This is a genomic window from Myxacorys chilensis, from assembly GCF_059505265.1.
Map to the genome: position 1 here is coordinate 17508 of NZ_JCACKG010000268.1, position 23512 is coordinate 41019.

Consider the following 23512-nt stretch of genomic DNA (forward strand, 5'->3'; position numbering starts at 1 on the left):
AAACGAAGCGACATCGACTTGCTGTGTACACGGTAGCCCGCAGGAGAGGGAGCAAGACTCTAGTTCTCCTTCTCCTGTGGGAGAAGGGGTTAGGGGATGAGGGCAACCCGGAGCTACGCAAGTGTTAGAGTTATTCAATCCACGATCCTAAGAACATATGAGGCAAAGATCTCCAGTTGTTTCGAGAAACCGGAGACCTAAATCCGCTATTTTTCGGTTCACGCACTGACGACGGAGAAATAGCGAACGAAGAATCAGGTTTATTTCTTCACCCTTTATCCCCGCGAAGCGATCGAAGACCTTATCCTTGCTCTCGGGCTGTCGCAAACAGACGCAGCGCTTGCTCTGAACCCACAAACCGCCAGTGCCAAGGTTCATAAATCACGCGTTGAGCATTGTTAGGGCGAAACGATAACTCAAATCCAAATTTCTTAGCATTTTTGGCCATCCACTGAAAGGCAGACGAGCGAGCAAACGCTTGAGAAATATCTAAATAGGGAGCGCGACCATCACCAACATCAATCGCATATCCCGTGTGATGTTCGCTGTATCCCGGAGGCGCAACGCTCCTAGCAGCTCCCTCTAGGCCACGCCTCCGCACGCGATCGCGAAATAACATCGCTTGCTCATCAATACTACGAAACCCAGAAATCGGCACAATGGATACCTTACTCGCTTTCGCTGCACTGACCATTTGTTGCCATGCGATCGCGGCTTCCGGTGCTAATTTTTCCACACGCCCCCCGTATTTACCAACGACGACCAGTGTGGTTAGCTCCGCTTGAGGGTAAGGAAAGTGCCCTAGTTTAGGCGAAGCCTTAGGGGAAGGGGTATTGAGCGACGGGCGAGGACGTAGACCAGGCAACAACGATGAAGCAGGCGTGCTGGGAGTGGGTGCAGGAGCGGGTGATTTCAACAACAATTGTGCAGAGTTGGGGCGTGTCGGCAGTGGCGAAATTGCCGTTGGTTCAACCGATGCGCCCACGCTGAGATGCAGTCCACTATAGTTGAGCGCGATGACCCAACTAAAAGACGTTAGGGCAACAATCAGTAAGGCGTGCGATCGTAACCAACTTAAAATTCTCATCAACCCAATATTGTTAAAGTAAGCGTTTGCAGGCAACGTGAATTCATCACCGTCAGTTCTGGACAAGCTATCTTATACACTTGAAATAACGGCACAGGCAAAATTCAATGAAATGGCAAGTGATTCTTGAACCGGATGCAGAAACTGGAGAGTGGGCCGTTTGGTGTCCGCAATTACCAGGATGTGTCTCTGCTGGAGAAACGGAACAAGAAGCGTTAGACAACATTCGAGCCGCGATCGTGCTGTACTTAGAACCAGATCCTATAGATCTAGCCTCTGGCGCGATCGTGCGAGAGGTCTCAGTGGGATGACGCGCACCCGTCGAATGACGGCTATTGAAGTTGAGCAAATTCTACAGCAGTATGGATTTGTCTTCGTATCGCAGAAAGGAAGCCATCGAAAATGGAGACAGCCGGATTCGAGTCTTCAGGTGATTGTGCCATTTCATAAAGGTCGAGATTTGCTCATCAGTACAATGCGTAACATTATGCTCAATGCAAGCATTCCAGACACCGAATAGAAGACAGATTAATCGATCGACTGGAGGGCGCGATCGCTAATGGGTAAGATCTTCCGCTTCATTCCTGGTAAGCCATCAAATCGGATCGCCAGCGTTGCTTTGGTTCCAGAGCCAAAGACGTTTGTGATTTCACCCACGCCAAACTGACTGTGAATCACGCGATCGCCAACGCTCCAATCAGCATCGGCATCCGCGTGGTTAACCAGAATCGGCGACTTAGTTTGAGCCGCACCTTTGGTCCACTTCGCTGGAATCGAGGTTGCCGTATTAGAATCCATCAATTCACGCGGCATTTCCGCCAAAAATAGCGAAGGACTGGCAGGTTCACGGTTTCCATACAAGCGGCGTTCGCGAGCATGAGAGATGAACAATCGCTCCTTAGCGCGGGTAATGCCAACATAACAGAGCCGCCGTTCTTCCTCGATCGCTGCCGGATCATCGAGAGAACGATAGCTCGGAAACAAGCCTTGCTCTAGCCCAACTAAGAACACAATCGGAAACTCTAACCCCTTTGATGAGTGCAATGTCATCAGCGAAACGGTTGTCGTTTCTTCTGGCGTGTTGTCTAAATCTGACGCGAGGGATGCACTCGCTAAGAAGCCAATCAAGCTCTTGTCGTCTTCATTTTCTTCCTCATATTGCAGCACCGCGTTGTAAAGTTCCTGCACGTTCTGAAAGCGATCTTCCGCCTCGTCTGTGCCTTGCGCTTTCAGGTCTTGCACGTACCCCGAATCTTCTAATACGCCTTGCACAATTTCATTTGCTGAGACAGCATCGAGCATCTCGCGGTACTTCTGAATGATATTTGCAAACGCTATAACTCCTTTAGCGGAGCGTCCAGCCAGGGTTTTAACCGAGGTTTCGTCGCTGATGATCTCCCAAAGCGGAATGCCCAACTCGATCGACGCTTTTTGCAGAGATTCAATGGTCGATTTGCCGACACCCCGACGAGGCGTATTGATCACGCGCAGCAGGCTAATCGTATCGGCAGGGTTTACGATCGCTCTTAAATACGCCAACACGTCTTTAATTTCTTTGCGATCGTAGAACCGCAAACCGCCAACAATCTTATAGGGCACACCCCAACGCACCAAAATGTCTTCAAACGCACGCGATTGAGCGTTTGTCCGGTAGAGAATCGCGAACTTACCCCAGTGCAAATCAGAATTATTTTGCTCTAGCTTTCGCATTCGCTGAACCACAAATTCAGCTTCATCAATCTCGTCTTGAGCGCGATAGCAGAACGCAGGTTCTCCCTGTCCGCGAGTGGGTTTGAGAATTTTGTCGATTCGCTCCGTGTTATTTTCGATCAGTTCGTTCGCAAGTTGAAGAATGTTCTCAGTGGAGCGATAATTCTCCTGGAGCTTCACCATCGTTCGGGTGTCGTCATCCGGCAACCCATCTCCAAAGTCGTGTTGAAATCCCATCAAGATGGTGAAATCTGCCATGCGGAACGAATAGATCGACTGGTCAGCATCGCCTACCACAAAGACGGAGCGGTAGTTCCAGTCATCGAATTTAGTTGCTGACTCTCCATTGGTGACCAACAGTTGAATCAGATCATATTGTGTGCGATTTGTGTCTTGATATTCATCTACTAGAATGTGGCGAAAGCGTTTGTGCCAATAGGCTCGAATCTGTTCATTCTGACGAAACAGAAGTACCGGAATTAGGATTAAATCGTCAAAATCTACAGCATTGTTTTCGGCTAATTTGTCTTGATACACGCTGTAGATATTGCTAATCACACGACCTCTAAAATTCGGCTGCTCTTTCTCATACTCTTGCGGAGAAAGTCCTTTGTTTTTAGCATTGCTAATCGCATACCGAACCGATCGCGGATCGAATTTCTTTTCGTCTAAATTTAGCTGATTGATAATAATATCTTTGACGAGGCTCTGAGCATCTGACTCGTCAAAAATGGAGAATGCCTTTGTCCATTTGCGCCCCCGCTCATCCTGAAATTTTTCGATATCAAAGCGCAAAATTCGGCAGCACAGCGCATGAAACGTGCCAATCCACAGATCTTTGGTAATGGTTTTGTAGATGTGCGATCGTAGCTTTGTCTGCACGTATCCCGGCAACGACTCTAGCGATTTACCATGCTCACGTATTGCCTCACGCTCGGCAAACAGCCGCTCGATCCGCTCTTTCATCTCCTTCGCGGCTTTGTTCGTAAACGTCACCGCTAAGATATTCTCCGGGTCAACCCGATGCTCTAGCACCAAATTGGCGATTCGATAGGTCAGTGCCCGCGTCTTACCTGATCCTGCTCCCGCAATCACCAGTAATGGCCCGCAAAAATGCTCCACCGCTTGTCGTTGTGAAGGGTTGAGATGGCTCAAGAAGTCAGTAGTCATGGCGAGGGCAAAAAGATGATTTTACTCCATGACCAGCCTATCGCATTCCCAGAATCGCGCGGTGAGAGAAGTGGTTGAGAAAGCCGAACGGAAGGAAAGCGTGAAGATGCGCGATTAGCTCAAGGGCAATGCTAGGAACCGTACGATCGCTTAAGAATGGCTTCTTAGGAACTCTGACTCGATTCCATTAACCGCAAAAAGCCAAATGTAGCCAGAAAGAAAAATGGAACAAAAAACCACTCTGGAGAACTGCGGTACACCCAAACCATCAAAGCCAGCCACAAGAGAAGACTAAGCAGTGCAAGTAACTCACGCATGGGAATACCTCACGAACTGTTATGGGAGTTCCTTACGTTCTTCAGTAAGCTCACCGAGAGGTCAGCTAGAAAACCTTAAAGACTTCATAAAAGGTTGATAAAAATTTCTTTTAAGATAGGTTAAGGACAAGGATGACTTGTTGAAACGCTGGTATTTCTCCCTACAACTCTTAAATTCTTCACATAACGTCATCTAGCGAGGGTATGTTTAAGCCGCAGGTGGGGAAAGCACACCCTTCTTTATCTTTCAGTCTTTATTCCCTTCGCTACAATGAGCAGTAAAGCTGAGCAATAAAGCGCCAGTCCAGTATTTAAAGAGGCATTTCGATGCAAGCACCGACCTTATTAATCTCTAAGGAATTACCGAGTCTTAAGTACACCTACGCCCCCGATCGCTTCGATGAAACATGGGAAGCTCCCCTTTCCATTCTGTTGGGGTTAGGACGGGCAGCAGGCGCAGATTTTATTGAATTCTTTTTAGAACGGGTGAACTACATTAGCTGCATGGCGGAAGATGATGCCATCACTAGCATTTCACCTCGGCTTTCCACCGGAGCAGGCGTACGTGTGTTTCGAGGCAAAGCAGACTGTTACGTCAGCACGAATGATTTATCGTTCAATGGGCTAAAAGCTGCCCTAGAGAAGGGTTTGTCAATCATGGGCTTGCATCTGCCCTTGCCCAATGCATTCATTCCTGAAATTCACCTTGAGCTGCTGCGCGACTACGCCACTAAGAAAGGAAAGGACGCTTGGCTAGGCAACTGTAGCTCCATGCGCGAAATGGGCGATGTGTTGCTCTCCGCGAATGGTGAACTAGCACAAAAGGCGGATCACGTCCAGTCGCGTCGGGCGGTCTATTTCCGAGATTGGCAAGAGGTCTTGGTCGCGTCGAGTGATGGCACGTTTGCGCGCGATATTCGCCTGACTCAATCGGTTGGCTACAGCTTACTCTGTGCAGACGGCACGAATCGGTCTTCGATCAGCAAGCGATCGGGCAGCACCAGCGATCCTGGTTTCTTGAGAACGTGGGACTACAAAGCAGACGCTGAAGATGTGTCGGAATCGGCGGCGAAGATGCTGTATGCCGATTATGTCGAGTCGGGCAGCTACCCGGTGATCATGGCCAACCAGTTTGGCGGCGTGATTTTCCACGAGGCGTGTGGTCACTTGCTGGAGACGACTCAAATCGAGCGCAAAACGACGCCGTTTGCTGACAAAAAAGGTCAGAAGATTGCTCATGAGAATTTGACGGCTTGGGATGAAGGCATTACCTCCGACGCTTTCGGAACGATCGACATGGACGATGAAGGAATGCCGGCTCAGCGCACGTTGCTGATCGAGAATGGCATTTTAAAGAATTTCATCAGCGATCGCGCTGGCTCAGCGCGCACCGGACACCCCAGAACGGGCAGCGGTCGTCGTCAAAGCTTCACCTTTGCCGCCGCTAGCCGGATGCGGAACACATACATTGCGCCAGGTGAGTACTCGATTGAGGATCTGTTTAACTCGGTCGAGAAAGGCATTTACTGCAAAAAGATGGGCGGCGGTAGCGTTGGACCTACCGGACAGTTTAACTTTGCGGTCGATGAAGCTTATCTGATCGAGAACGGCAAAATCACCAAGCCGCTCAAGGGAGCAACGCTCATCGGAGAAGCCACCGAAATCATGGACAAGATTTCCATGTGTTCTAACGATTTGGGTTTGGCAGCCGGATTTTGCGGTTCGGTGAGCGGCAGCATTTATGTCACCGTCGGTCAGCCTCACATCAAGGTTGATTCGATCACAGTGGGCGGTCGTTAATTTTCGCTCAGCTCATGACTCTAAAGGGATGCGTGCTGATGCGTCCCTAGCCATTTCTATAGCTCTACAACCTTTAAAAGATTTCTATGCCAACGATCAACGAAATTGCATCCTACGCCCAAACCGCCGCGCAGAAACTGGGCATTCAGAAATTTGACATTTACGGCTCCACGGTCGATGAAACTAGCGTGCAGGTCGATCAGGGCGAACCTCAACAAATGAAAGCCTCGAATCGATCGGGCATTACCGTTCGCGTCTGGAATGATGCTCATACGGTTGGCGTTACCTCGACCACCGACGTTGACCTAATCGGTTTGGAACTGGCGCTAAAAACGGCTCACGAGGCGAGTGAGTTCGGTGTCAAAGACAATGTGCCCGACTTTAGCCCAGAAGCAACTGCCGCGATCGCTCATGCCAATGCTGCTGATCGGTCTCCACAGGCAGAAGTATCACAACTGCTTCAAACTCTTGTTGGTGCAGAAAAGGAATTGTTAGACGCGCATCCTGCGATCGTTGGCGTTCCCTACAATGGATTGGCGCAGCGAGATATCGATCGCTTCTACCTCAACAGCGTTGGAGCCTTGCGGCATGAAGCCCATTCGTATGCATCGCTCTATCTCTACACCAAAACCGAAGAAGAAGGCAGAAAGCCGCGTAGCGCTGGGGCCTTTCGGGTCAGCACTGGATTAGCAAAGCTCGACATTAATGGCTGTCTCAAAGAAGCGGCTGAAAAAACAATTAGCCACCTCAACTATGAGAAGGTAAAAACCGGAAAGTATCGGGTTGTTTTCTCCCCAGAAGCCTTTTTGAGTTTGTTGGGGGCGTTCTCTAACTTGTACAACGCTCAAAGCATTCTCGATAACCAGAGTCTTTCGACGCCAGAATCGCTCAATACTCAAATCGCCTCTCCGTTGCTTTCGGTCTGCGATGATGCACTGCATCCCGATAATGTTGGAGCAGAAACGTTTGATGGAGAAGGTACGCCGACGCGCCGCGTACCTCTAATTACGAATGGGGTCTTGACGAGTCTTCTGCACAGCACTGGCACAGCAAAGCGAATGAAGACAGAACCGACTGGAAACGCCAATATGGGCGCGAAAGTGACGGTTAGCCCGAACTTCTTTCATGTGTTTCCGGGAGAAGCGGCTTCGGAGGAATATAGTCTGGGCACAGCAGACAATGTGATTTTGATTGACGATTTGAGCGCCCTTCATGCAGGTGTGCAGGCGTTGCAAGGCTCGTTTTCGTTGCCGTTTGATGGTTGGTTGGTTAAAGATGGCAAGCGCATCAGCATCGAGTCGGCAACGGTAGCGGGTGATATTCGCGAGGTGCTGAATTCGATTATTTACGTAGAGAAAGATCTGGAATTTACCGGATCTGGAGTTGCACCTAGAGTGTGGGTGAATGAACTATCGGTGACGGGTGAATAGAGATTGTTGGCAGCGAATGTAATGAATTAGCGGAAGGGTATTCGTTACCTCTGTTAGCCCATCCGCTGCCACATCGCCTAATCACTAAATTAATATCTGAATTAATGTCTGATCACTCAATCAATCCGCTCGGAGGCGTGATCTCGATGCGACGATCGCGCAGATTGACAACAGGAACGATCGCTTCGACAAACGGAATCAGGATCGATTTGCCCTGCGGAGATTTGACCTCTAGTAAATCGTGACCCGCAGTCAGGACATCAGTTACAGTTCCGACAAGGGCTTGATCGGCTTGGTGATATACCGGAAGCCCGATTAAATCTGACACGTGAAATTCGCCGTCTTCAAGCTGAGGGCGGTCGCGCTCTGGAACGTGGAGTGTACAGCCTCGCAACGCTTCTGCTGCACTGCGATCGCGCACTCCTTCTAACTGCAAAACATACAGTCCTTTTCCATCCAAATAGCGGCCCCCAATCAACTGAATTGGTTCTGGCTCTGGCTGATTCGGACGCAACAACCACCGCTCTCCCGGCACTTCAAAGCGCTCTGGAAAATCTGAGTTTGGGTAAACGCGCACCTCTCCCCCAATTCCGTGAGCCGCCACGATTTTGCCAATTTCTAAGAACTCAGACGCCATAATTTGAGCATAAGCAAACCCTGATCACTCTATCACAGGAGCGTGGAAGCCGGTTGAGTCACAACTGGCTCCCACTGCAAATTCTCTTACTCTTGCGGATCGAATCGATAGCGCACTTTCATTCCCGTGTTGTACTCGGCTGGCGTTTGGGGAAACACATTTGAGGGATTCGCCCTCAAATCAAGACCACCGCCGCCAATTTCTAAACTGCCGAGCGGGCCTCTGTACTGAGGAGACTGTCCAATTCCGGGTAAGCTAAAGCTGGCAGGGGATGGCAGGGAAGTATCTCTTAGCGATCGCGTCTGTAACCCAGATAATGAAGCGGCATCTCCAAACCCTTCCACTGGAGGCGTAACGGGTTGCCTTTGGATTCTGCTTTGTGAAGGTCGAATTGGTAAAGATCGAAGCGGTTCATTTGGCGTTACGCTCTGCTCAACTTGGGGAGATTGAGCAACGGCAGGACGAATGCTCGCTAACATTAGGATGGTTAATACAGCAACGGCTTTATTCATGGGGTGGCTCCAGCTAGGTTGGCTGAACGTTACTCATAATGTTAACCAGAATGCCCTGATGGAACAACAGGATCGCCATAAATAAGAAAATTTAGACATGCAGGGAACAACACTCCGGTTCGATGCGATCTACACAATAAGTTGTTAGCGTGAGCAACGCTGCGGCAATGATATTGTTTGTGGTAACGAACAAAAATGGATTGTGATCCGCGATCGCTAGAGCTTCGTGAAACGAATCGCATTTAAAGTATGTATTCTAGAGGTTGTTCAGAATGCCTTAAATTTGGCAACGGAGCGAATATCATTCGCAGCCATCAGCGCTTTGTTTGCGGCACTGCTGTTCGCTTAAGATGGAACTATTGAGATCCTTCAAAGGGATTACTTTGAAGTGATAGAACCGTTCTCCTTGACTGGGTTCCTTGAATTCTAAAGTGGTATAACCAAAACGCTTGCCTTGAAAGAATCGTAGGTCTACATGATTGAACTCAACTCGCGCCACATATTTCGATTGTTGGAAGTCGTTAGCAACGTTAGCAAGTGGTTGAGCGTAAACGCTTTGAATGAGGTTTAATCCTTCCGTATTCGTTCTCGTAAAGGCCGCATTTGCTCTATTGCTTTGAGTTCGATAAGCGATCGCTTCCTGTCCAACTATTGCGTCTGTTCGATCTGTGGGATTCATGGCAAACACAATACTGCCACCTTTTACTTTTGCTTCACTGGTGTAGAACGGCAATCCGCTCAACTCTCCAATGTCACGCTGGAACGGAGATAAGAAGGAATGCTTTCGCGCCCACTGCAATACGGTCTGAATCTTCTGCCCAGGAAGGGCTTGAGCAGATGAAGCGGTGCCTAAGAAAGCTAGAGTGAGTCCGATAACAGAAATGACACTGCGGCGAATCATAGTTAGAAATGGTAGCGATGACATCTAGTAACACATAAAAGTGATAGAAAAATAAACCGTGAAATTCCTGAACGAATTATTGATTCACTAAATTGATTCACTAACGCAATACTCGAACTTGTTCAGCAAGATTACAGCAGGTGCAATCCGCGCCACCATGTACGTTGAACGAGAGAACAAGAGAAACGGGCTGATTAACAGATGTGTTAAGAATTCTTTTTTGATCTGCTGGCGTAATGTAAACTTTGTTCTCTTGCATCATGTCTCCTACAATTCTTCCACGATCTAAACAGCCTAAATTAAAGTCATAAACTCCATTGCTAACCGAGTTAACGCTGTTTCCACTATCAACTCCTTTTTTGATCGCCGTTCTGAAGCCTTTGTCATAGAATTTATTGATGCGAAAGTAGGCAACATTGACGTTCTGCCCAAAAATCTCTTCTTGTCGTGTGATCAAATATCCACACACAACAGTGTCAAACTGATCATTGCCAAAGATGCCATAGCGATTTGTTTTCTTCAAATCGCTGGGCGGAGTGACTTTACATGTTTCCGGTTGAGCGGTTCTCGGTGCGTCTTGAGCGGTTCTTACATTGGTTCTCACATTGCGCTCTGCGCTGATGGCAGGCTGATCGGTTCCTACGGAATTGTGCGCTGCACTAATCGGAACAACCGCTAGATTCAACAACAGTGCAGCACTCAGTCCCTTTAACACTTGAGCTAACCGTGCAACCATATCCGTTTCCTCACTCTTCGCCTATCTAGAGCTACACCTTGCCATTTCGATCTTCCGCAAGGTTCCATCAGGATTTGAAATCGTTTGTGAGACACTTTAAGCAAGTGCGATCGGGGAATTGAAATGCTGCTGTTGTCTCTACCTAAACGACTACGTTTCGCCAAATACCTGATTCGTGTAAGCCTAGCCGTCATACTCGTGGTCGGGCTTACTCAGCCTTTGTTCCAAACCCCAGCCGTTGCGATGCAAAACCAGCAATCAATAACTCCGCAATCAGCATTAGAACGTCTTGCTACCGCCGATGCTATTGCTTCAGAATGGTTTGCGCCCAGTTTTCTAGCGCAAGTTTCGGTACAACAAGTTCAAAGTATTTTAATTAGTTTGACAACTGAACTCGGAAAGTATCAGCGCGTCGAGCCAAGCGGCAACGACTATCAACTGGTTTACGAGAAAGGAGTTGTTCCAGCTAAAATTGTCCTCGATCCGAAAGGACAAATTGTAGGATTACGATTTCTACCTGTTCAGGCGCAGTTTAAGAGTTTAGACGACGCGATCGCGCAATTCAAACAGCTACCCGGTAAAGTTAGTCTGTTGATTGTAGAAGACAACGTTAAAAAAGTTGGGTTAAATGAAACCACACCCTTGGCAGTAGGATCAGCATTTAAGCTAGCAGTACTGGCAGCACTAAAGACTCAAATTGAATCGGGGCAGCATCGCTGGGATGAAGTAATTGCCTTGCAAGAGCGTCAGAAGAGTTTGCCTTCAGGATTCTTACAATCTTGGGCAGATGGTTCTTTGCTCACGGTGCAATCGCTGGCCGCCTTGATGATTTCCCAAAGCGATAACACTGCGACCGATCACCTAATTCATTTGGTCAGACGAGCCGCGATCGAGCCGTTGACGCCGCGCAATCAACCATTTTTGACCACGCGCGAGTTCTTTACTCTAAAAGCTCAAGCAAATCGCGAGTTGCTGCAACGCTATCGATCCGCTAATCGATCCGCTCGTCGTGCCTTGTTAGCCGAAATTGCTCAACGACCTCTACCAGGTGTAGAAGAATTTGTTGCTGATCCGGTTGCCCTTGATATCGAATGGTTTTTCACACCCGCAGAACTGTGTTCTCTCATGAATCGGGTGAAAGATTTGCCGCTCATGAGCATCAATCCAGGCATTTCCAATTCGCAGGCATGGGCGCGAGTAGCGTTCAAAGGCGGCTCGGAGTCAGGCGTGATCAATCTCACAACAGCGCTGCAAGCTAAGAATGGAAAGCAGTATTGCGTGGTTGCAACTTGGAATCACGATCAGGCGTTAGACGAAGCCCGCTTTGTCTCGCTTTATGAAAGTACGATCGCGTTGCTGAAATGACGCAGAACCTCCCTAATCAATAGTTCGCGTGTATTATGAGAAATATACCCTTCAGGCTCGACCAGAGCGGCTTACGATATTCCTCATGCTAGATTTGCGCGGCAAAACAATTTTAGGCATTGATCCCGCGATCGCAACGATTGGTTACGGGGCAATTCACGATGAAAAAGCGCTCGACTATGGGGTGATCGTCACGCCTGCAAAAGCGCCGATTTACGATCGACTCAAACAGATTTACGATGACATTCGCGAACTCTGCCAACTCCTAAAGCCCGATGTTGTCGCTTTAGAAATGCCGTTTTTTACACGAGAAAATACAAACGCCAACAAAGTGCTGCGAGCGCTAGGCGTGATTGAGTTGGCGCTCGGAGAATGTGGACTCGATGAGCCGATTTTTTTGCATCAATCTCAAGTCAAAGCGGCAGTCGCAAAATACGGAGCCGCAAAATCTGAAATTCAACAATCGGTGATGCTGATTTTTGGATTGGCAGAGATTCCTAAACCTGATGATGCCTCTGATGCTCTAGCGATCGCATATGCGGCTCAAACAGGCGCTCGCGCTAACGTGAAATAGAAGCTACTCGCGTTGCAAACTGTGGATCTGCTGCACAAACGCCTCATGTTCGGGTGACGCTAACCCCTGCTGCAACGTTGCGATCACCGACGGCATATCTCCCGCTAACAATGCGTCTGCCGCTAACCACAGTCCTGGAAACACTCGGCTGCGAATGATTCCAGTCTCATCGGGTGTCAATGCCACGTATTCGTCGTCCTGTAAGACAAACCAATCCAGCTTGTTCTCAAACATCTGCCACACAATGTATTCCTGCACTCCATTGCGGCGATAGGCTTTCTTCTTGTCACCCAAATCATAGGCTGCGCTACTCGCTGCCACTTCTGCAATCAGTTCAGGTGCGCCCTCAATGTAGTCATCGTCTGAAATGTGTACTTGCCCACCCACAGACGAATCGAGAAATAAAGCAACATCGGGTTGCGGTTCGTTGTCAAGATCGAGACGTACAGTTGAATTATCAGCCAACTCCACATTCGGCGTTGCAACTTTGTAGTTTCCTAACCAGATGATCAAATCTCCATGGGGTTTACCATGACTTCTAAAGCGCAGTGCAGCAGCCACGTAGACAACTCCTTCAATGAGTTCTGCTTTTTGAATGTGTTTTGCGGCGGCATAGCGACGCTCAAATTCTCGACGGGAGACGCGATCGCCACTTTCTAGCGGTGCGACTCGTGTGGAGTGAGGCGAGTCGGCTTGAGCGTTGGTTTGAGCTTGAGCGTTGGTTTGAGACGCATTCGTTACCATAGAGTCCATCAACTGTGCAGGCTGCAAAGAATTCGTTGGTCTTATTGTAAACGAACCGGATTTGTCGGTATTGCTATTTGACGATCGAGAAGCCTTTGCCCACGATCGCGATTAGTCGTTGATAAAACCCCTGTTAATAAAACTCCTGTTGATAAAATCCCTATGGTCACACCATTTCTACCTGCATCTGTGAAGGCGTTAACTGAGCCTGAATCGCTTCATGCCGTTCAGTCCATTCGACGCTGCGCTGTGACTACTCCTCTATCCCCAATTCCGATTCAGACGGCATACGTTAAGCAAGGGCAAGGCGAGGCTCCGATTCTGCTGCTGCATGGCTTTGATAGCTCGCTGTTAGAGTTTCGCTATCTTCTGCCGCGATTGGCAACCCAAGCAGAAACTTGGAGTGTTGATTTACTCGGATTTGGCTTTACCGATCGTCCTTCAGGTATTACGTTTAGTCCGCGCACGATCCAATCTCATCTTTACGAATTTTGGAAAACCATGATTGGGCGTCCGGTGGTGTTAGTGGGGGCATCGATGGGAGGAGCCGCCGCGATCGCGTTTGCTCTTGCCTATCCGTTGCTCGTTGAGCGACTGGTGTTGATCGATAGTTTGGGATACACCGTTGCTCCGCCGTTTGTCAAATTCTTGTTTCCACCGCTCGATTATTGGGCAGTAGAATATCTGCGTCAGCGTAAACTGAAGGCGCTAGAGCTGAGCATGGCGCTGAGGTCAGAGGCTAAAATAATTGATTTGATTCGGTGTTCGTTGCTGCATACAGAAATGGTGGGATGGCATGAGGCGACAATCTCATTTACGAAAAGTGGTGGATACGATTTCTTAGCCGATCAGATTTGTAAGATTCGTCAGCCCACGCTGATTCTGTGGGGCGAGTCAGATGATGTGTTGGGAACCGCTGATGCTCTGAGATTTCGTCAAGATATTCCCGATAGTCAGCTAGCTTGGATTCAAGATTGCAAGCATGTTCCTCACATTGAGCAGCCCGAAGTGACGGCGCAACATATTTTGTCGTTTGAGCGGATTTAACCGATCGCTGCTAATCTTAAACTCTTTCTACGATCGCGATTAAAGAAAGTTGTGTGCTTTCCCCTTAGTGGTGCAGAAAAGGCTTGAAAGGCTTGTTCTGGGGAGAGTCTCAAATGAGACAAGGAGTACCTGAAAGGGGCATTTCATGAGACGCTTAAGTTCCCCAACTATCAGCAAACCTCATGAAAACACCCCTCTTGTATCGTCAACTGCAAGACCAACTGCGTCAATGGGTACGCCCTGTTGACCAACGACACCTGCAAGTCTTCTCTGAAATCCTGGCAGCAATTTTGCAATCGGGGAGCGGAGTATTGGGAAAATGGATACCCTATCTAGGTCATCGCAACTGCCAAGCCCGTGCTCACTTGGAACGCTTGAGTTATTTTCTCCATAATCAACAGATTAACGCCGAGCGGTTTTATGAACCCATGCTACACCATGTTTTGACAGCGTTTGCTGGAGAAACGGTGTTGCTAACCCTCGATACGAGTATGCTATGGGATCAATTTTGTTTGATTGAAGTGTGCTTGGTATGGGGCGGGCGTTCCTTTACCCTGGCTCAAACCGTGCTCGAGCATGGCAGCGCCATGGTGGGCTTTGAGCAATATCAGCCCGTGTTAGAGCGTGCCAAGCGCATCCTACCCGAGCAAGTCCAGGTGACCTTACTGGCAGACCGGGGCTTTGAGCATAGCCACTTGATTCACTGGTTAACTCAACAGCAATGGTCATGGGCGATTCGGGTGAAATCGAACTTGCAGGTGCGATTGACCAATGGCTGTACGCAATCGGTGGAGCAGCTCATCCCATCCCAACAGCAGGCGTATCTCTTCAAGAATGTACACGTGTTGGATGGCATCGCTTGTCACCTCGCTACCGCTCGGGTGCCTACGAGCAAAGACCCCTGGGTGGTGTTGTCTAACCAACCTCCTTGCTTGCAAACCTTTGCCCTCTATGACAAACGGTTTGGCGGCATTGAGCCTCACTTTAAGGATTACAAGTCCGCTGTCTTTAACGTGTTGCAATCGGGCTTACGAACACCCCAGGCACTGACCTGTCTTTTCATGGTGCTTGATTGTGCGGTTCTGATTGCCCTCATACTCGGCATGATGCTAGTGCAAGGGGGAGAGCGTTCTCGTTTGGACTGGCATGGAGAGAGGGGCTTAAGTTTTCTGCAACTGGGTTTACGCGAACTGGCGCGACTCTGTTACCAACGATTGCCTCTGCCCAACCTGGTGGCATTGCCCAAATACAACCCACCTCCAGCCTGCGCTTCTCGGTGTAAACGGGAGATGTTGGATTGCCGAATTGAGTTTTCCAAGGTGGTGACATTCTCATAATGAGACTGTCTGAGTTTTCTGCACCACTAAGGTGCTTTCCCTATGTTATTCCATGCCTTTAGACGCTCCAAAGCGGTTTCAACCCCTGTCAGTCCAACGGCTTGGAAAGTCGCTTGGGGACATTGCTCTTCCGATGAAACCGTCGTGTGGCGTGATGAGCGGTTTGCGATCGTGGCTGTGACCGATGCATCTTCTGTTGCCTCGATTCCGTTTGCGTTGAGTCCTACGGAGCGGTTTGTGGTCGTGGGTGATGTGTGGCTGACGGGAACAGATGCGCTGTGGCAAACGGTAGAATTGCCGCCGCAACAAGACGATTTGCGGCTGATTGCCTCTCTGTGGGAACGGTTTGAGACAGACACGCTGAAATTATTAATCGGCATGTTTGCGATCGTTGTTTGGGATCGAGAGCGACAAGAACTGTGGCTAGGGCGCGATCGCACGGGGAGCCGAACGCTGTACTACACCCAGACAAAGGGGACTCGATGGGTGTCGCCTCAACTGCGATCGCTAACCCCTCATCGCTCAAATGACATTGATGCGATCGCGTTACGCGATTATCTTTGCTGCGCGTTTGTGCCGGGAGAACGGACGCTATGGCAACAGGTCAAAGAAGTGAGACCGGGAACGGTACTGCGATTGCCAGATGAAAAGATATATCGCTATTGGCAACTGCAAGAACAAATCATTGACGCATCATTAGCATGGCATAGCGATCATCTCCGCGTATTGCTTGAGCAAGTCGTGCAAGACTATTTGCCAAAAGAGCCTGTAGGAGTGTTTCTGTCAGGGGGCTTAGATTCTAGTTGCATCACGGCACTGGCAGCAAAGCATACGAAATCGGTTCATACGTATTCGATTCATTTTGGCGAAGCATGTCCAAACGAATTAGCGTTTTCGAGCCTAGTTGCAGAGCATTATGGAACGCAGCATCACATTCTAGAAATTACATTCAAGGAAATATGGACGCGATTGCCAGAAGTTATGGCGTATTTGGATGATCCAATTGGCGATCCGCTCACCGTGCCAAATTTTCTGTTGGGAACTTTAGCACGCCAGTCGGTAGACGTAATTTTAAACGGTGAAGGCGGCGATCCTTGCTTTGGCGGTCCTAAAAACCAGCCGATGTTGATGAATCGGTTGTATGGCTCGGTAGCGGGTCAGGATGCCTTGCAAACGTATTTGATGGCGTATCAAAAGTGTTCATCCGATTTGCCGCAGTTGCTAAAGTCCGAGTGGGCATCTGTGCTGACAGAACCGTGGATCTTTTCGGAAGAACTGGAGTCGGATGCAAATTACTTAAATCGATTGATGGCATTGAACATCAAATTTAAGGGAGCCGACCAGATTTTGACGAAGGTGAATAATCTAACGGGAGCCGTTGGACTACAAGGGCGATCGCCGCTGTTTGATCAGCGCATTGTTGATCTGAGTATGCAGATTCCTCCCCACTATAAGCTGTCTGGAGTCGAAGAAAAAGCGGTGCTGAAACAGGCGGTTGCCGATTTACTACCGGCTGCAATTCTAAAGCGTCCGAAGAGTGGCATGATGGTTCCGGTGCAACTGGGATTTCGGAAGTATTGGAATCGGCAGGCAAGAGCGCTGTTGCTCGGTAAGAATGCCGCGATCGCGCCCTATCTCAATCAAGCGCTCATTCGTCAATGGCTTGATTATGAAGGCGATGTTTGGGGACGGTATGGCGTGAAGCTGTGGCTATTGGTAAGTCTAGAACTGTGGCTGCAAGCGCACGGGAGCCGTTAACCAAAACTATCGGTGTAGGCATAGCCGCGATCGCCAATCAACAGAAATCCGTCACTTTCACCGGAGCCTAATTCTTGTGTGCCTGCGATGCCGCGATTTAGCACCTGGATCAAACGCTGGGGGCTAAATGACTCTAGTTCGACAAAATTTCCCGCTTCTAGCCACTGTAAATCTGCTGTCGATAAGCTGTTGCGAACCTCATCTGAAAGTTGTTTGGCGGCTTGCGCTGATTCTGCCGAGGACTGAATGAACATGCCCTGCGCCGCCCTGATTTGCCTGGGAAGCAATCCGACATCGATCATCAGGACATTGCTATTTTGAAACCAACGCTCGCTGTTGCTCAACCGATGAATTAAACCAACTCCGCGTGGGCTGCAATCGTGAAAGACATAGACCTTCAGGTCGGGGTTGCGTCGCAGCATTTGCATTGTGGTGTCGAAAATGCTTTGCGGATAGCCCGTGATGCTAAGAATCGCGCAGTTGTTCTCGAAATGAAAGTTGTTGGCGATTAGGAGTTGAGCGATCGCGGCGGTGTCACACACGACCAAGCGATCAAAACTATAGGTGCTGATTTCTGGACTAATCGTTATGGGTGTCGCCTGTTCATTTGGAGGAGGCAGCAGTTGAGCAATCGAGCCATTGATGTCTTGCCAGCGCATTAACCATTCCGCTAGATCGCTTTGTCCAATCAAGAATTCCTGAGAAAACTCGCTTTGACGGTTCTGTAAGCGACCTAAATAGATCGTCATCATGCCCAACACAATGCTAAAAGCGCAAAATAGAAACGATTCGATTGTAATGCTAATGATGATTCCGGCAACCAGGATGATCACACCAACGACAATCAAACTTTCTGCACTAGCTCGACGCTGCTTCGCCGTTGCTCGAACCGCTCGACTAGATCGATACAGCAAATAAACGTATAGCGTGCTAACTACGATCGCAACCCAAGGAATTAAACTGAAATTCAAACTATCAGATAGAAAACCACCAATCAGCAACGAGAAGAAGCCCGTTACAAAGAAGTAAAGAAAAATCAAACCTGCTTTTGACATGGAAGCTTTGGATCGCAGTCGTCGATCTAGAAAGTAGAGGAGTTGCTTTGGTGTATAGAACAGACTGTTGTTTGCCGATAGATCTGCGATCGCTTTAGCAAACATTGGGTCAGTGACTTTAACGGCTGGCATCTGAGTCGGCTCAAACGCAAACCGATGCTGGCAGTTTTTACACGATCCTAGATGTTCGGTTCGATCTTTTAACGTGTTATCGGTTCCACACTGGATACATTTCATATTTCATGTCTATCTTGATGATGAAAACACTTGATGATCTACCAAAACACTATACGCTTCACGTCGACGAATTAATCGATGCGCCTCTTGCTCTAACAACACTTCAGCCGGTCGGGGGCGATGCAAAAAGTGCGATGACATCGCATATCCGTAAGCACCAACATCTAGAATGGCGATGACATCGCCCGCCCGGAGCGCAGGCAGCGCACAGCTTTTGCTGAGATAGTCGCGAGAATACGTCGTGTTGCCGCAAACCTGAGTTGGGTGAAGCACCGTATCCGATCGCCAAGCGGCAATTTCGCGATAGCCACCGTGAACCGAGGGAACCGACAGATTGGCCACCGTCGTGTCAACGCCCACGATCTGCATGTTGCCTTGCCACTTGACGGAAACAACAGTGGTGAGCAGCGTGCCGCACTGTGCGATCGCAGCGCGTCCAGGTTCAATCACTAGCTCAATCGATCGTTCACAGTGCTGGAGCCGTCGATCTAACTCTGTTCCAAACCCATGCCAATCAAACGCCACCCCTCCGCGATGTCGATACGGATAGCCAAACCCGCCGCCAAAGTCGAGATATCGCCAATCAGGTAAACCTTGGGCGGCAGCAATCACCGTATCCATCGCGCTTACAAAAGCGTCAGTCGCGTTTGTGCCTGTGCCTCGATAGAAGTGAAGCCCACTTAGGGCTAACCCTGCTGCGTCGGTAATGGCGATCGCATGAGTAAAGTCGTTAGGATGAACGCCGATGCGACTGTCTCCCGTCAGTTCGGGGAGATTTAGACGGAGACCCAGACGGGGACTAAAGCCGAGATGTAGGGATTGATGGACAGCGCAGAAGAGACGAAGCTGATCGAGGCTGTCGAGATTGTAAGTGGTGATGCCCCAATTGAGCGCTTGTTCAATTTCACATCGATCGAGGTTGCTGCCACTGTAGACAATCTGAGTCGGCTCGAAGCCTGCGTGCAGCCCTAAGTAAATGTCTCCGGGGGTGTTGGCGTGGAGTCCCCAACCGTTTTGACGAAAGATATTGAGTAGTGACAGGTTGCCATTGGTAACACTGGCAAAGCGAAACTGAGTGTGAGGATAGGGAATCGATTGGGTGATGTGCTGAATTGTTTCGTGTAAGCGATCGCGCTGGTACACATACAACGGTGAACCGTAAGTTTCGAGCAAGGTTTGAGCCAGTTCTAAACGAAATGGAGTCTTAATCGAGACTGGCCGCGACGAGAAATCGATTGCTTTTACCATGCTCATTCCTTCCATTTCTGACGATATTTCCAGACCCACGGCGGCAACCAAAACGGATGATTCCACGACAATCGATGAGCGGAGCGATCGCATGGTTGATGTAAAGCGTTCGCCATCCACATCTCCCACATGATCAACATCCACAGCACTTCACCCATACGACGACCCGCGATCGCCGCGCCCAATTTGCCCTCCACAACATGAGCGGCGAGATCAGGTTGCCATAGCTGCTCTGCGCGGAGACGATTTGGGTTTAGCCAATCGCCCAGATCATGCCACCATTCATTGAAACACCAAGCGGTTAAAGGCACACCCATGCCTCGCTTTTGTCGCCATACTACTTCTGGCGGTAGCCAGCCTTCTACAGCGCGTTTGAGAATGTACTTCTCACAGGAGCCGTGTAAGCAAAGCGCTCCAGACAGCCCAAATGTCCATTGCGCGAGCGGCATATCGCAAAAGAGCGATCGCACCTTCAAGCCGTGCGCCCACCCTAGAGCTGTCGCACGAGGATGAATGTTCTGTGCCCCTTTCAACATCAGCGAAGCGCGGCGCAATCGAGATAGGAGCGAAGTGGTAAATGCCGGATCGATCGCGTCTTGCAGCCAATCTTGCGCCTGTAAGTCTTTGACCCGAGCATACGCCATTGGATCGTACACCAGAGCTTCGTATCCCCACAGCCGATGGAAGGTATGGAGATACTGATGGGTAAACGATTCTTCCTCAGTTGGATGATGGGTTTGATAAACGCTTGCGGCAATGACCGGTTTGTTTGTCCAGCCTGCAAATAGCTGATCGCCGCCCTCGCCATTGAAGATCACGCGCGTATCTCGACTTGCCGCTTCTGACAAAAGAAAAAGCGGAACCGTCACTCCATCTCCAAAGGGTAAATCTAGAGCCTGTACGGTTGAAATTAGAGCGTTGCGAATCCGTTGTGGGCTTGCATCCACTTTCACCAAAGGAATGTTGAGCGACCGCGCGACTTGCTCGGCGTAAAGATACTCTGAAGCGCCTGCCCCGCCAAAGTCCAAACTGTAAGCCCGTACCTTGACTCCCGCTTGCACAAGCAATGCCGCCACAATCGATGAATCTAATCCTCCCGATAGCAACACACCAACAGGTTCATCTCCTAGATCGCTTGTCTCGCGATCGATCGCGTCTTTCAGCAACGTTTGCAGTTGCGCGATCGCATCGGATTCATCCACCAATAGCGTGTCTGCTTCTCGCCACTCAAACGATCGGCTGGACTGAGGCGATGAAATGCACATCGTTTGCTCATCTCTCGTCCAACTCATCTCTGTACCCGCCGCAATTGCTCCTATTCCCTGAACGGGAGTGAGTGGTGTTGGCACATACGAAAAGCAGCTATAGCCATACAGCGCCTCAATGCTGATCGATCGCTCTTGCAGCAGTGGCAACAGCACCTGCGATCGTGAGGCAAACCAAATGACTTGTTCCACTTGCGTCCAATACAATGGCACTCGCCCAAACGCATCTCGCCCTAAGATCAACCGCTCTTCTGCAACGGTTGCCCAAGCATCCGCCTGTTCACGATCGGTAAAAAACCGAGACGCAGACAGCCTAACGTCCAGTAGTGCAACGTCTAATATAGGTGGACACGTTGCATCTAGGAGAGCCGACAAAACCTCCAGCGTTGAATCATCTCCATATCCCCAACAGCCAACAATTTGCGGCGGCTCGGCACTACGAAGAAGTTGGGCAACCTTATCCATGAAGACTGACGAAGTTTGATTACCTATTTAACTACATAGAGGTAATGGAAATACGGAAGTACTTGAGTCGTCGCCTAGCGAAGGTTTTCAGCAGATCAGATTCTAAGTGGTCGATTAGTTCGTTCTTGCATAAGTAGCTAAAACCCTCATCCTCTGGGCACTTATGCTCCTTGAACTAACGATGAATAATCCTTGCGATCGCTGAATGCGTTTTCAATGCAGCACAAATAGCATGAAAATCATTTGACTGTTTTCGATTCAGAAGGATGGCATCCCTACTCACTCGATAGCTACCTAGAATGAGTAGATCTCAGCTACTTTAGACGATATAAAACGGCTTCTCGATCGGGGTTTTGTCCCAAGACCTGAATAAAGGGAGCGCCAGGTTTCTTCAACCATTCAGTTTCCTCTGCTTGCATCGTTTTCAGTTTAGGACCAACTGAAAGAATGTCGATTTTTTTCTGCTTGAGAATGGTCAACCACTGGTCATAGCTGATTTCTTCGGGCGTAACAGACACAGCTTGTTTATCCCAGTGTTTTCCATAGAAAATGTAGCCAGCATAAGTCGAGGTGTAGCCGATCATTTCGTCTGGCTTTATTGTTTCAATATAATTAGCAGCTTCTCCATACGTTTTGACTCGGTTTATTTCTCTAAGTTCATGGGTCGATAAACTAAAGCTAACTAAAAAAACTAGAACTGCGATCGCGGTAAAGATGCGAGATTTTAGAAAATTGTTTGCAAAGCGATAAAATTTACTGACTTTAAAGAATTTTATTAACAGTAGATTTGCAATGAGTAAAACTACAATTTGGAGGTTAAACAGGCTAACAGTTGAGGCGATAACGCTAATTGCTAAGATTTGCTCGTATTTAAAGCCTTTTGGCTTTAAATGAGGAGATATGCTACTTGCACTAACGGCAGCTAGGATTCCTAAAGTACTCAAACAAGGAAATGCATATCGAAGCCCTTGACCTATCCAAACTGTAATTTGTCCGTTTGCTCCTCCATTATCAGCACTGTAAGGGGTTGTCCAGTATAGAAATCCTGTGACAAGCAGTAAAAGGAACAGCCCAGCAAAGACTCTAATCTTTGCTTTTTCTTGTATTCTAGAACGCAGAAACAGCCATAAAAATAGAATGATTTGGAGAGCTAAAAATAGGAATGAAAGACCCAATTTCGCTCTGATTTGTCCTCCTAGAGTCTTCCAATTTGCAAGATTGGTAACATTGAAAAGATTTGCTAAAGTTGTTTCGCGCACCTTATCAATTTTCACATTTCCAGGAGATAGAGTGGCGCTGCCAACCTTTACTTCGATGTATCCTAGAGGATTTCCAAGCTCTAAGTAGTTTCTCAGATACCAGAAGCCGCCCAAACACAGTAAGCATATCGCGCTGAGCGAAACTAATACAATCGAACTTTTAGGCAATCGATTAGCTAGATTTAAGCGCCTTTCTTTAATAAAGGATTGCGCGAGTAGAAATGCCAGAATCGAAAGAAGAACGCTACTATAGATGAGTCCTGATGTTTTGATTCCAGTTAACATTCCCACAGCGATCGCTAACAGTGCTAAATAAGAAATCTGCCGTTTCTTAATATATAAAATTGCAAAGTAAAAACCGGCAATAAAGAATGAAGCAAGCGGAAGATCAATGTGAATTGTATTCACGTTTTCGATCAGAATTGGTAGTGTCAGAACCAATGACGTTGATGTTAAACTGCTAACTCTTGTTGCACCAAACTTAGTACTGATTAGATAAATAGAAAGTCCTAAAATTAGCCATGCAACAAGATTTGGGAAAGTTATTAAGAAATCTTCTTTGAATGGTATAAAAAATATCGCACAAAGCACTTCCTATGTGTAGGGATATCGACCAACTTGATTAAACTTGAATTCTTCTAAATAAGCAAACGAGTGATTTTGATACCACTGCACCATTGTGGGTAAATGATAGGCTAGAGAATCGTAACTATCAATAGGTTGAACTGCTGATTCAAATCCTAAAAAAAACAACGACTGAAGCAATAGCAGCGAGAATTATGATTTCAAATTTATTTAGTTCTTTACAGCCTTTTCCAGCCTAATGAGGTACAAGCTAGAGTAATGTAAAGTGCCATC

Annotated in this window: 21 protein-coding genes; 9 read left to right on the top strand and 12 right to left on the bottom strand. The window is 48.4% G+C overall.

Annotated elements, in window-relative coordinates; all coding sequences use genetic code 11:
* Nucleotides 1-301 precede the first annotated feature (301 nt).
* Nucleotides 302-1153: a M15 family metallopeptidase gene (locus AC5JLB_RS27470; RefSeq protein WP_495877013.1), complete on the bottom strand. Its 852-nt coding sequence runs from the start codon at nucleotides 1151-1153 to the stop codon at nucleotides 302-304.
* A 41-nt stretch (nucleotides 1154-1194) separates the two neighbouring features.
* On the opposite strand from AC5JLB_RS27470, the gene AC5JLB_RS27475 reads away from it, so the two are divergent.
* Together AC5JLB_RS27475 and AC5JLB_RS27480 are read left to right on the top strand one after the other, a co-directional pair.
* Entirely contained in the window at nucleotides 1195-1398 is a 204-nt protein-coding gene (locus tag AC5JLB_RS27475) for a type II toxin-antitoxin system HicB family antitoxin (RefSeq protein ID WP_495877014.1), read from the top strand.
* A complete protein-coding gene (locus AC5JLB_RS27480) occupies nucleotides 1395-1607 on the top strand; it encodes a type II toxin-antitoxin system HicA family toxin (RefSeq protein WP_495877015.1) in 213 nt (70 codons plus the stop codon). Before AC5JLB_RS27475 ends, AC5JLB_RS27480 begins: the two co-directional genes overlap by 4 nt.
* 8 nt (nucleotides 1608-1615) lie before the next feature.
* Here AC5JLB_RS27480 and pcrA read toward each other — a convergent pair whose 3' ends face one another.
* Nucleotides 1616-3967 (bottom strand): DNA helicase PcrA, encoded by a 2352-nt coding sequence (gene pcrA / locus AC5JLB_RS27485; RefSeq protein WP_495877016.1) that lies wholly within the window; start codon nucleotides 3965-3967, stop codon nucleotides 1616-1618.
* Between the two features lie 164 nt (nucleotides 3968-4131).
* Nucleotides 4132-4284, bottom strand: a complete 153-nt coding sequence (locus AC5JLB_RS27490; RefSeq protein ID WP_495877017.1) for a hypothetical protein — start codon at nucleotides 4282-4284, stop codon at nucleotides 4132-4134.
* A gap of 327 nt (nucleotides 4285-4611) precedes the next feature.
* Between AC5JLB_RS27490 and AC5JLB_RS27495 the strand changes: the two genes are divergently transcribed.
* Together AC5JLB_RS27495 and AC5JLB_RS27500 are read left to right on the top strand one after the other, a co-directional pair.
* A complete protein-coding gene (locus AC5JLB_RS27495; protein ID WP_495877018.1) occupies nucleotides 4612-6084 on the top strand; it encodes a TldD/PmbA family protein in 1473 nt (490 codons plus the stop codon).
* Nucleotides 6085-6170: 86 nt separating this feature from the next.
* Nucleotides 6171-7514 (top strand): TldD/PmbA family protein, encoded by a 1344-nt coding sequence (locus AC5JLB_RS27500; protein ID WP_495877019.1) that lies wholly within the window; start codon nucleotides 6171-6173, stop codon nucleotides 7512-7514.
* 112 nt (nucleotides 7515-7626) lie between these two features.
* On the opposite strand, the gene rimM is transcribed toward AC5JLB_RS27500, so the two are convergent.
* From rimM to AC5JLB_RS27520, 4 genes are all read right to left on the bottom strand, one after another.
* Entirely contained in the window at nucleotides 7627-8151 is a 525-nt protein-coding gene (rimM, locus tag AC5JLB_RS27505) for a ribosome maturation factor RimM (RefSeq protein WP_495877020.1), read from the bottom strand.
* Between the two features lie 86 nt (nucleotides 8152-8237).
* Nucleotides 8238-8663: a hypothetical protein gene (locus tag AC5JLB_RS27510; RefSeq protein ID WP_495877021.1), complete on the bottom strand. Its 426-nt coding sequence runs from the start codon at nucleotides 8661-8663 to the stop codon at nucleotides 8238-8240.
* Nucleotides 8664-8964: 301 nt separating this feature from the next.
* Nucleotides 8965-9564, bottom strand: a complete 600-nt coding sequence (locus AC5JLB_RS27515) for a hypothetical protein (protein ID WP_495877022.1) — start codon at nucleotides 9562-9564, stop codon at nucleotides 8965-8967.
* 100 nt (nucleotides 9565-9664) lie between these two features.
* A complete protein-coding gene (locus tag AC5JLB_RS27520) occupies nucleotides 9665-10300 on the bottom strand; it encodes a hypothetical protein (RefSeq protein WP_495877023.1) in 636 nt (211 codons plus the stop codon).
* 123 nt (nucleotides 10301-10423) lie between these two features.
* Between AC5JLB_RS27520 and AC5JLB_RS27525 the strand changes: the two genes are divergently transcribed.
* Nucleotides 10424-11665, top strand: coding sequence for a serine hydrolase (locus AC5JLB_RS27525; protein ID WP_495877024.1), 1242 nt, complete (start codon nucleotides 10424-10426; stop codon nucleotides 11663-11665).
* Nucleotides 11666-11750: 85 nt separating this feature from the next.
* Nucleotides 11751-12239, top strand: a complete 489-nt coding sequence (locus AC5JLB_RS27530; protein ID WP_495877025.1) for a crossover junction endodeoxyribonuclease RuvC — start codon at nucleotides 11751-11753, stop codon at nucleotides 12237-12239.
* Nucleotides 12240-12242: 3 nt separating this feature from the next.
* Here the strand turns inward: AC5JLB_RS27530 and AC5JLB_RS27535 are convergent, their stop codons facing one another.
* A complete protein-coding gene (locus AC5JLB_RS27535; RefSeq protein ID WP_495877026.1) occupies nucleotides 12243-12992 on the bottom strand; it encodes a Uma2 family endonuclease in 750 nt (249 codons plus the stop codon).
* A gap of 153 nt (nucleotides 12993-13145) precedes the next feature.
* On the opposite strand from AC5JLB_RS27535, the gene AC5JLB_RS27540 reads away from it, so the two are divergent.
* The 3 genes from AC5JLB_RS27540 (at nucleotide 13146) to AC5JLB_RS27550 (ending at nucleotide 17125) form a co-directional block, all read left to right on the top strand.
* Nucleotides 13146-14030 carry an alpha/beta fold hydrolase gene (locus tag AC5JLB_RS27540; RefSeq protein WP_495877027.1) on the top strand — a complete coding sequence of 295 codons (885 nt, stop codon included), beginning with the start codon at nucleotides 13146-13148 and terminating at the stop codon, nucleotides 14028-14030.
* A gap of 182 nt (nucleotides 14031-14212) precedes the next feature.
* A complete protein-coding gene (locus tag AC5JLB_RS27545) occupies nucleotides 14213-15367 on the top strand; it encodes a transposase (protein WP_495877028.1) in 1155 nt (384 codons plus the stop codon).
* A 42-nt stretch (nucleotides 15368-15409) separates the two neighbouring features.
* Nucleotides 15410-17125 carry an asparagine synthetase B family protein gene (locus AC5JLB_RS27550; RefSeq protein ID WP_495877029.1) on the top strand — a complete coding sequence of 572 codons (1716 nt, stop codon included), beginning with the start codon at nucleotides 15410-15412 and terminating at the stop codon, nucleotides 17123-17125.
* Here the strand turns inward: AC5JLB_RS27550 and AC5JLB_RS27555 are convergent.
* From AC5JLB_RS27555 to AC5JLB_RS27570, 4 genes are all read right to left on the bottom strand, one after another.
* Nucleotides 17122-18417 (bottom strand): toprim domain-containing protein, encoded by a 1296-nt coding sequence (locus AC5JLB_RS27555; protein ID WP_495877030.1) that lies wholly within the window; start codon nucleotides 18415-18417, stop codon nucleotides 17122-17124. The genes AC5JLB_RS27550 and AC5JLB_RS27555 overlap by 4 nt on opposite strands.
* Before the next feature lie 9 nt (nucleotides 18418-18426).
* The gene (locus AC5JLB_RS27560; protein ID WP_495877034.1) at nucleotides 18427-19758 is read right to left on the bottom strand and encodes a diaminopimelate decarboxylase family protein; all 1332 of its coding nucleotides are present in this window, start codon (nucleotides 19756-19758) and stop codon (nucleotides 18427-18429) included.
* On the bottom strand, nucleotides 19668-21395 hold the full coding sequence (locus tag AC5JLB_RS27565; protein ID WP_495877031.1) for an asparagine synthetase B family protein: 1728 nt from the start codon (nucleotides 21393-21395) through the stop codon (nucleotides 19668-19670). The genes AC5JLB_RS27560 and AC5JLB_RS27565 overlap by 91 nt, the downstream gene beginning before the upstream one ends.
* A gap of 314 nt (nucleotides 21396-21709) precedes the next feature.
* The gene (locus AC5JLB_RS27570; RefSeq protein ID WP_495877032.1) at nucleotides 21710-23245 is read right to left on the bottom strand and encodes a hypothetical protein; all 1536 of its coding nucleotides are present in this window, start codon (nucleotides 23243-23245) and stop codon (nucleotides 21710-21712) included.
* Nucleotides 23246-23512: the final 267 nt, after the last annotated feature.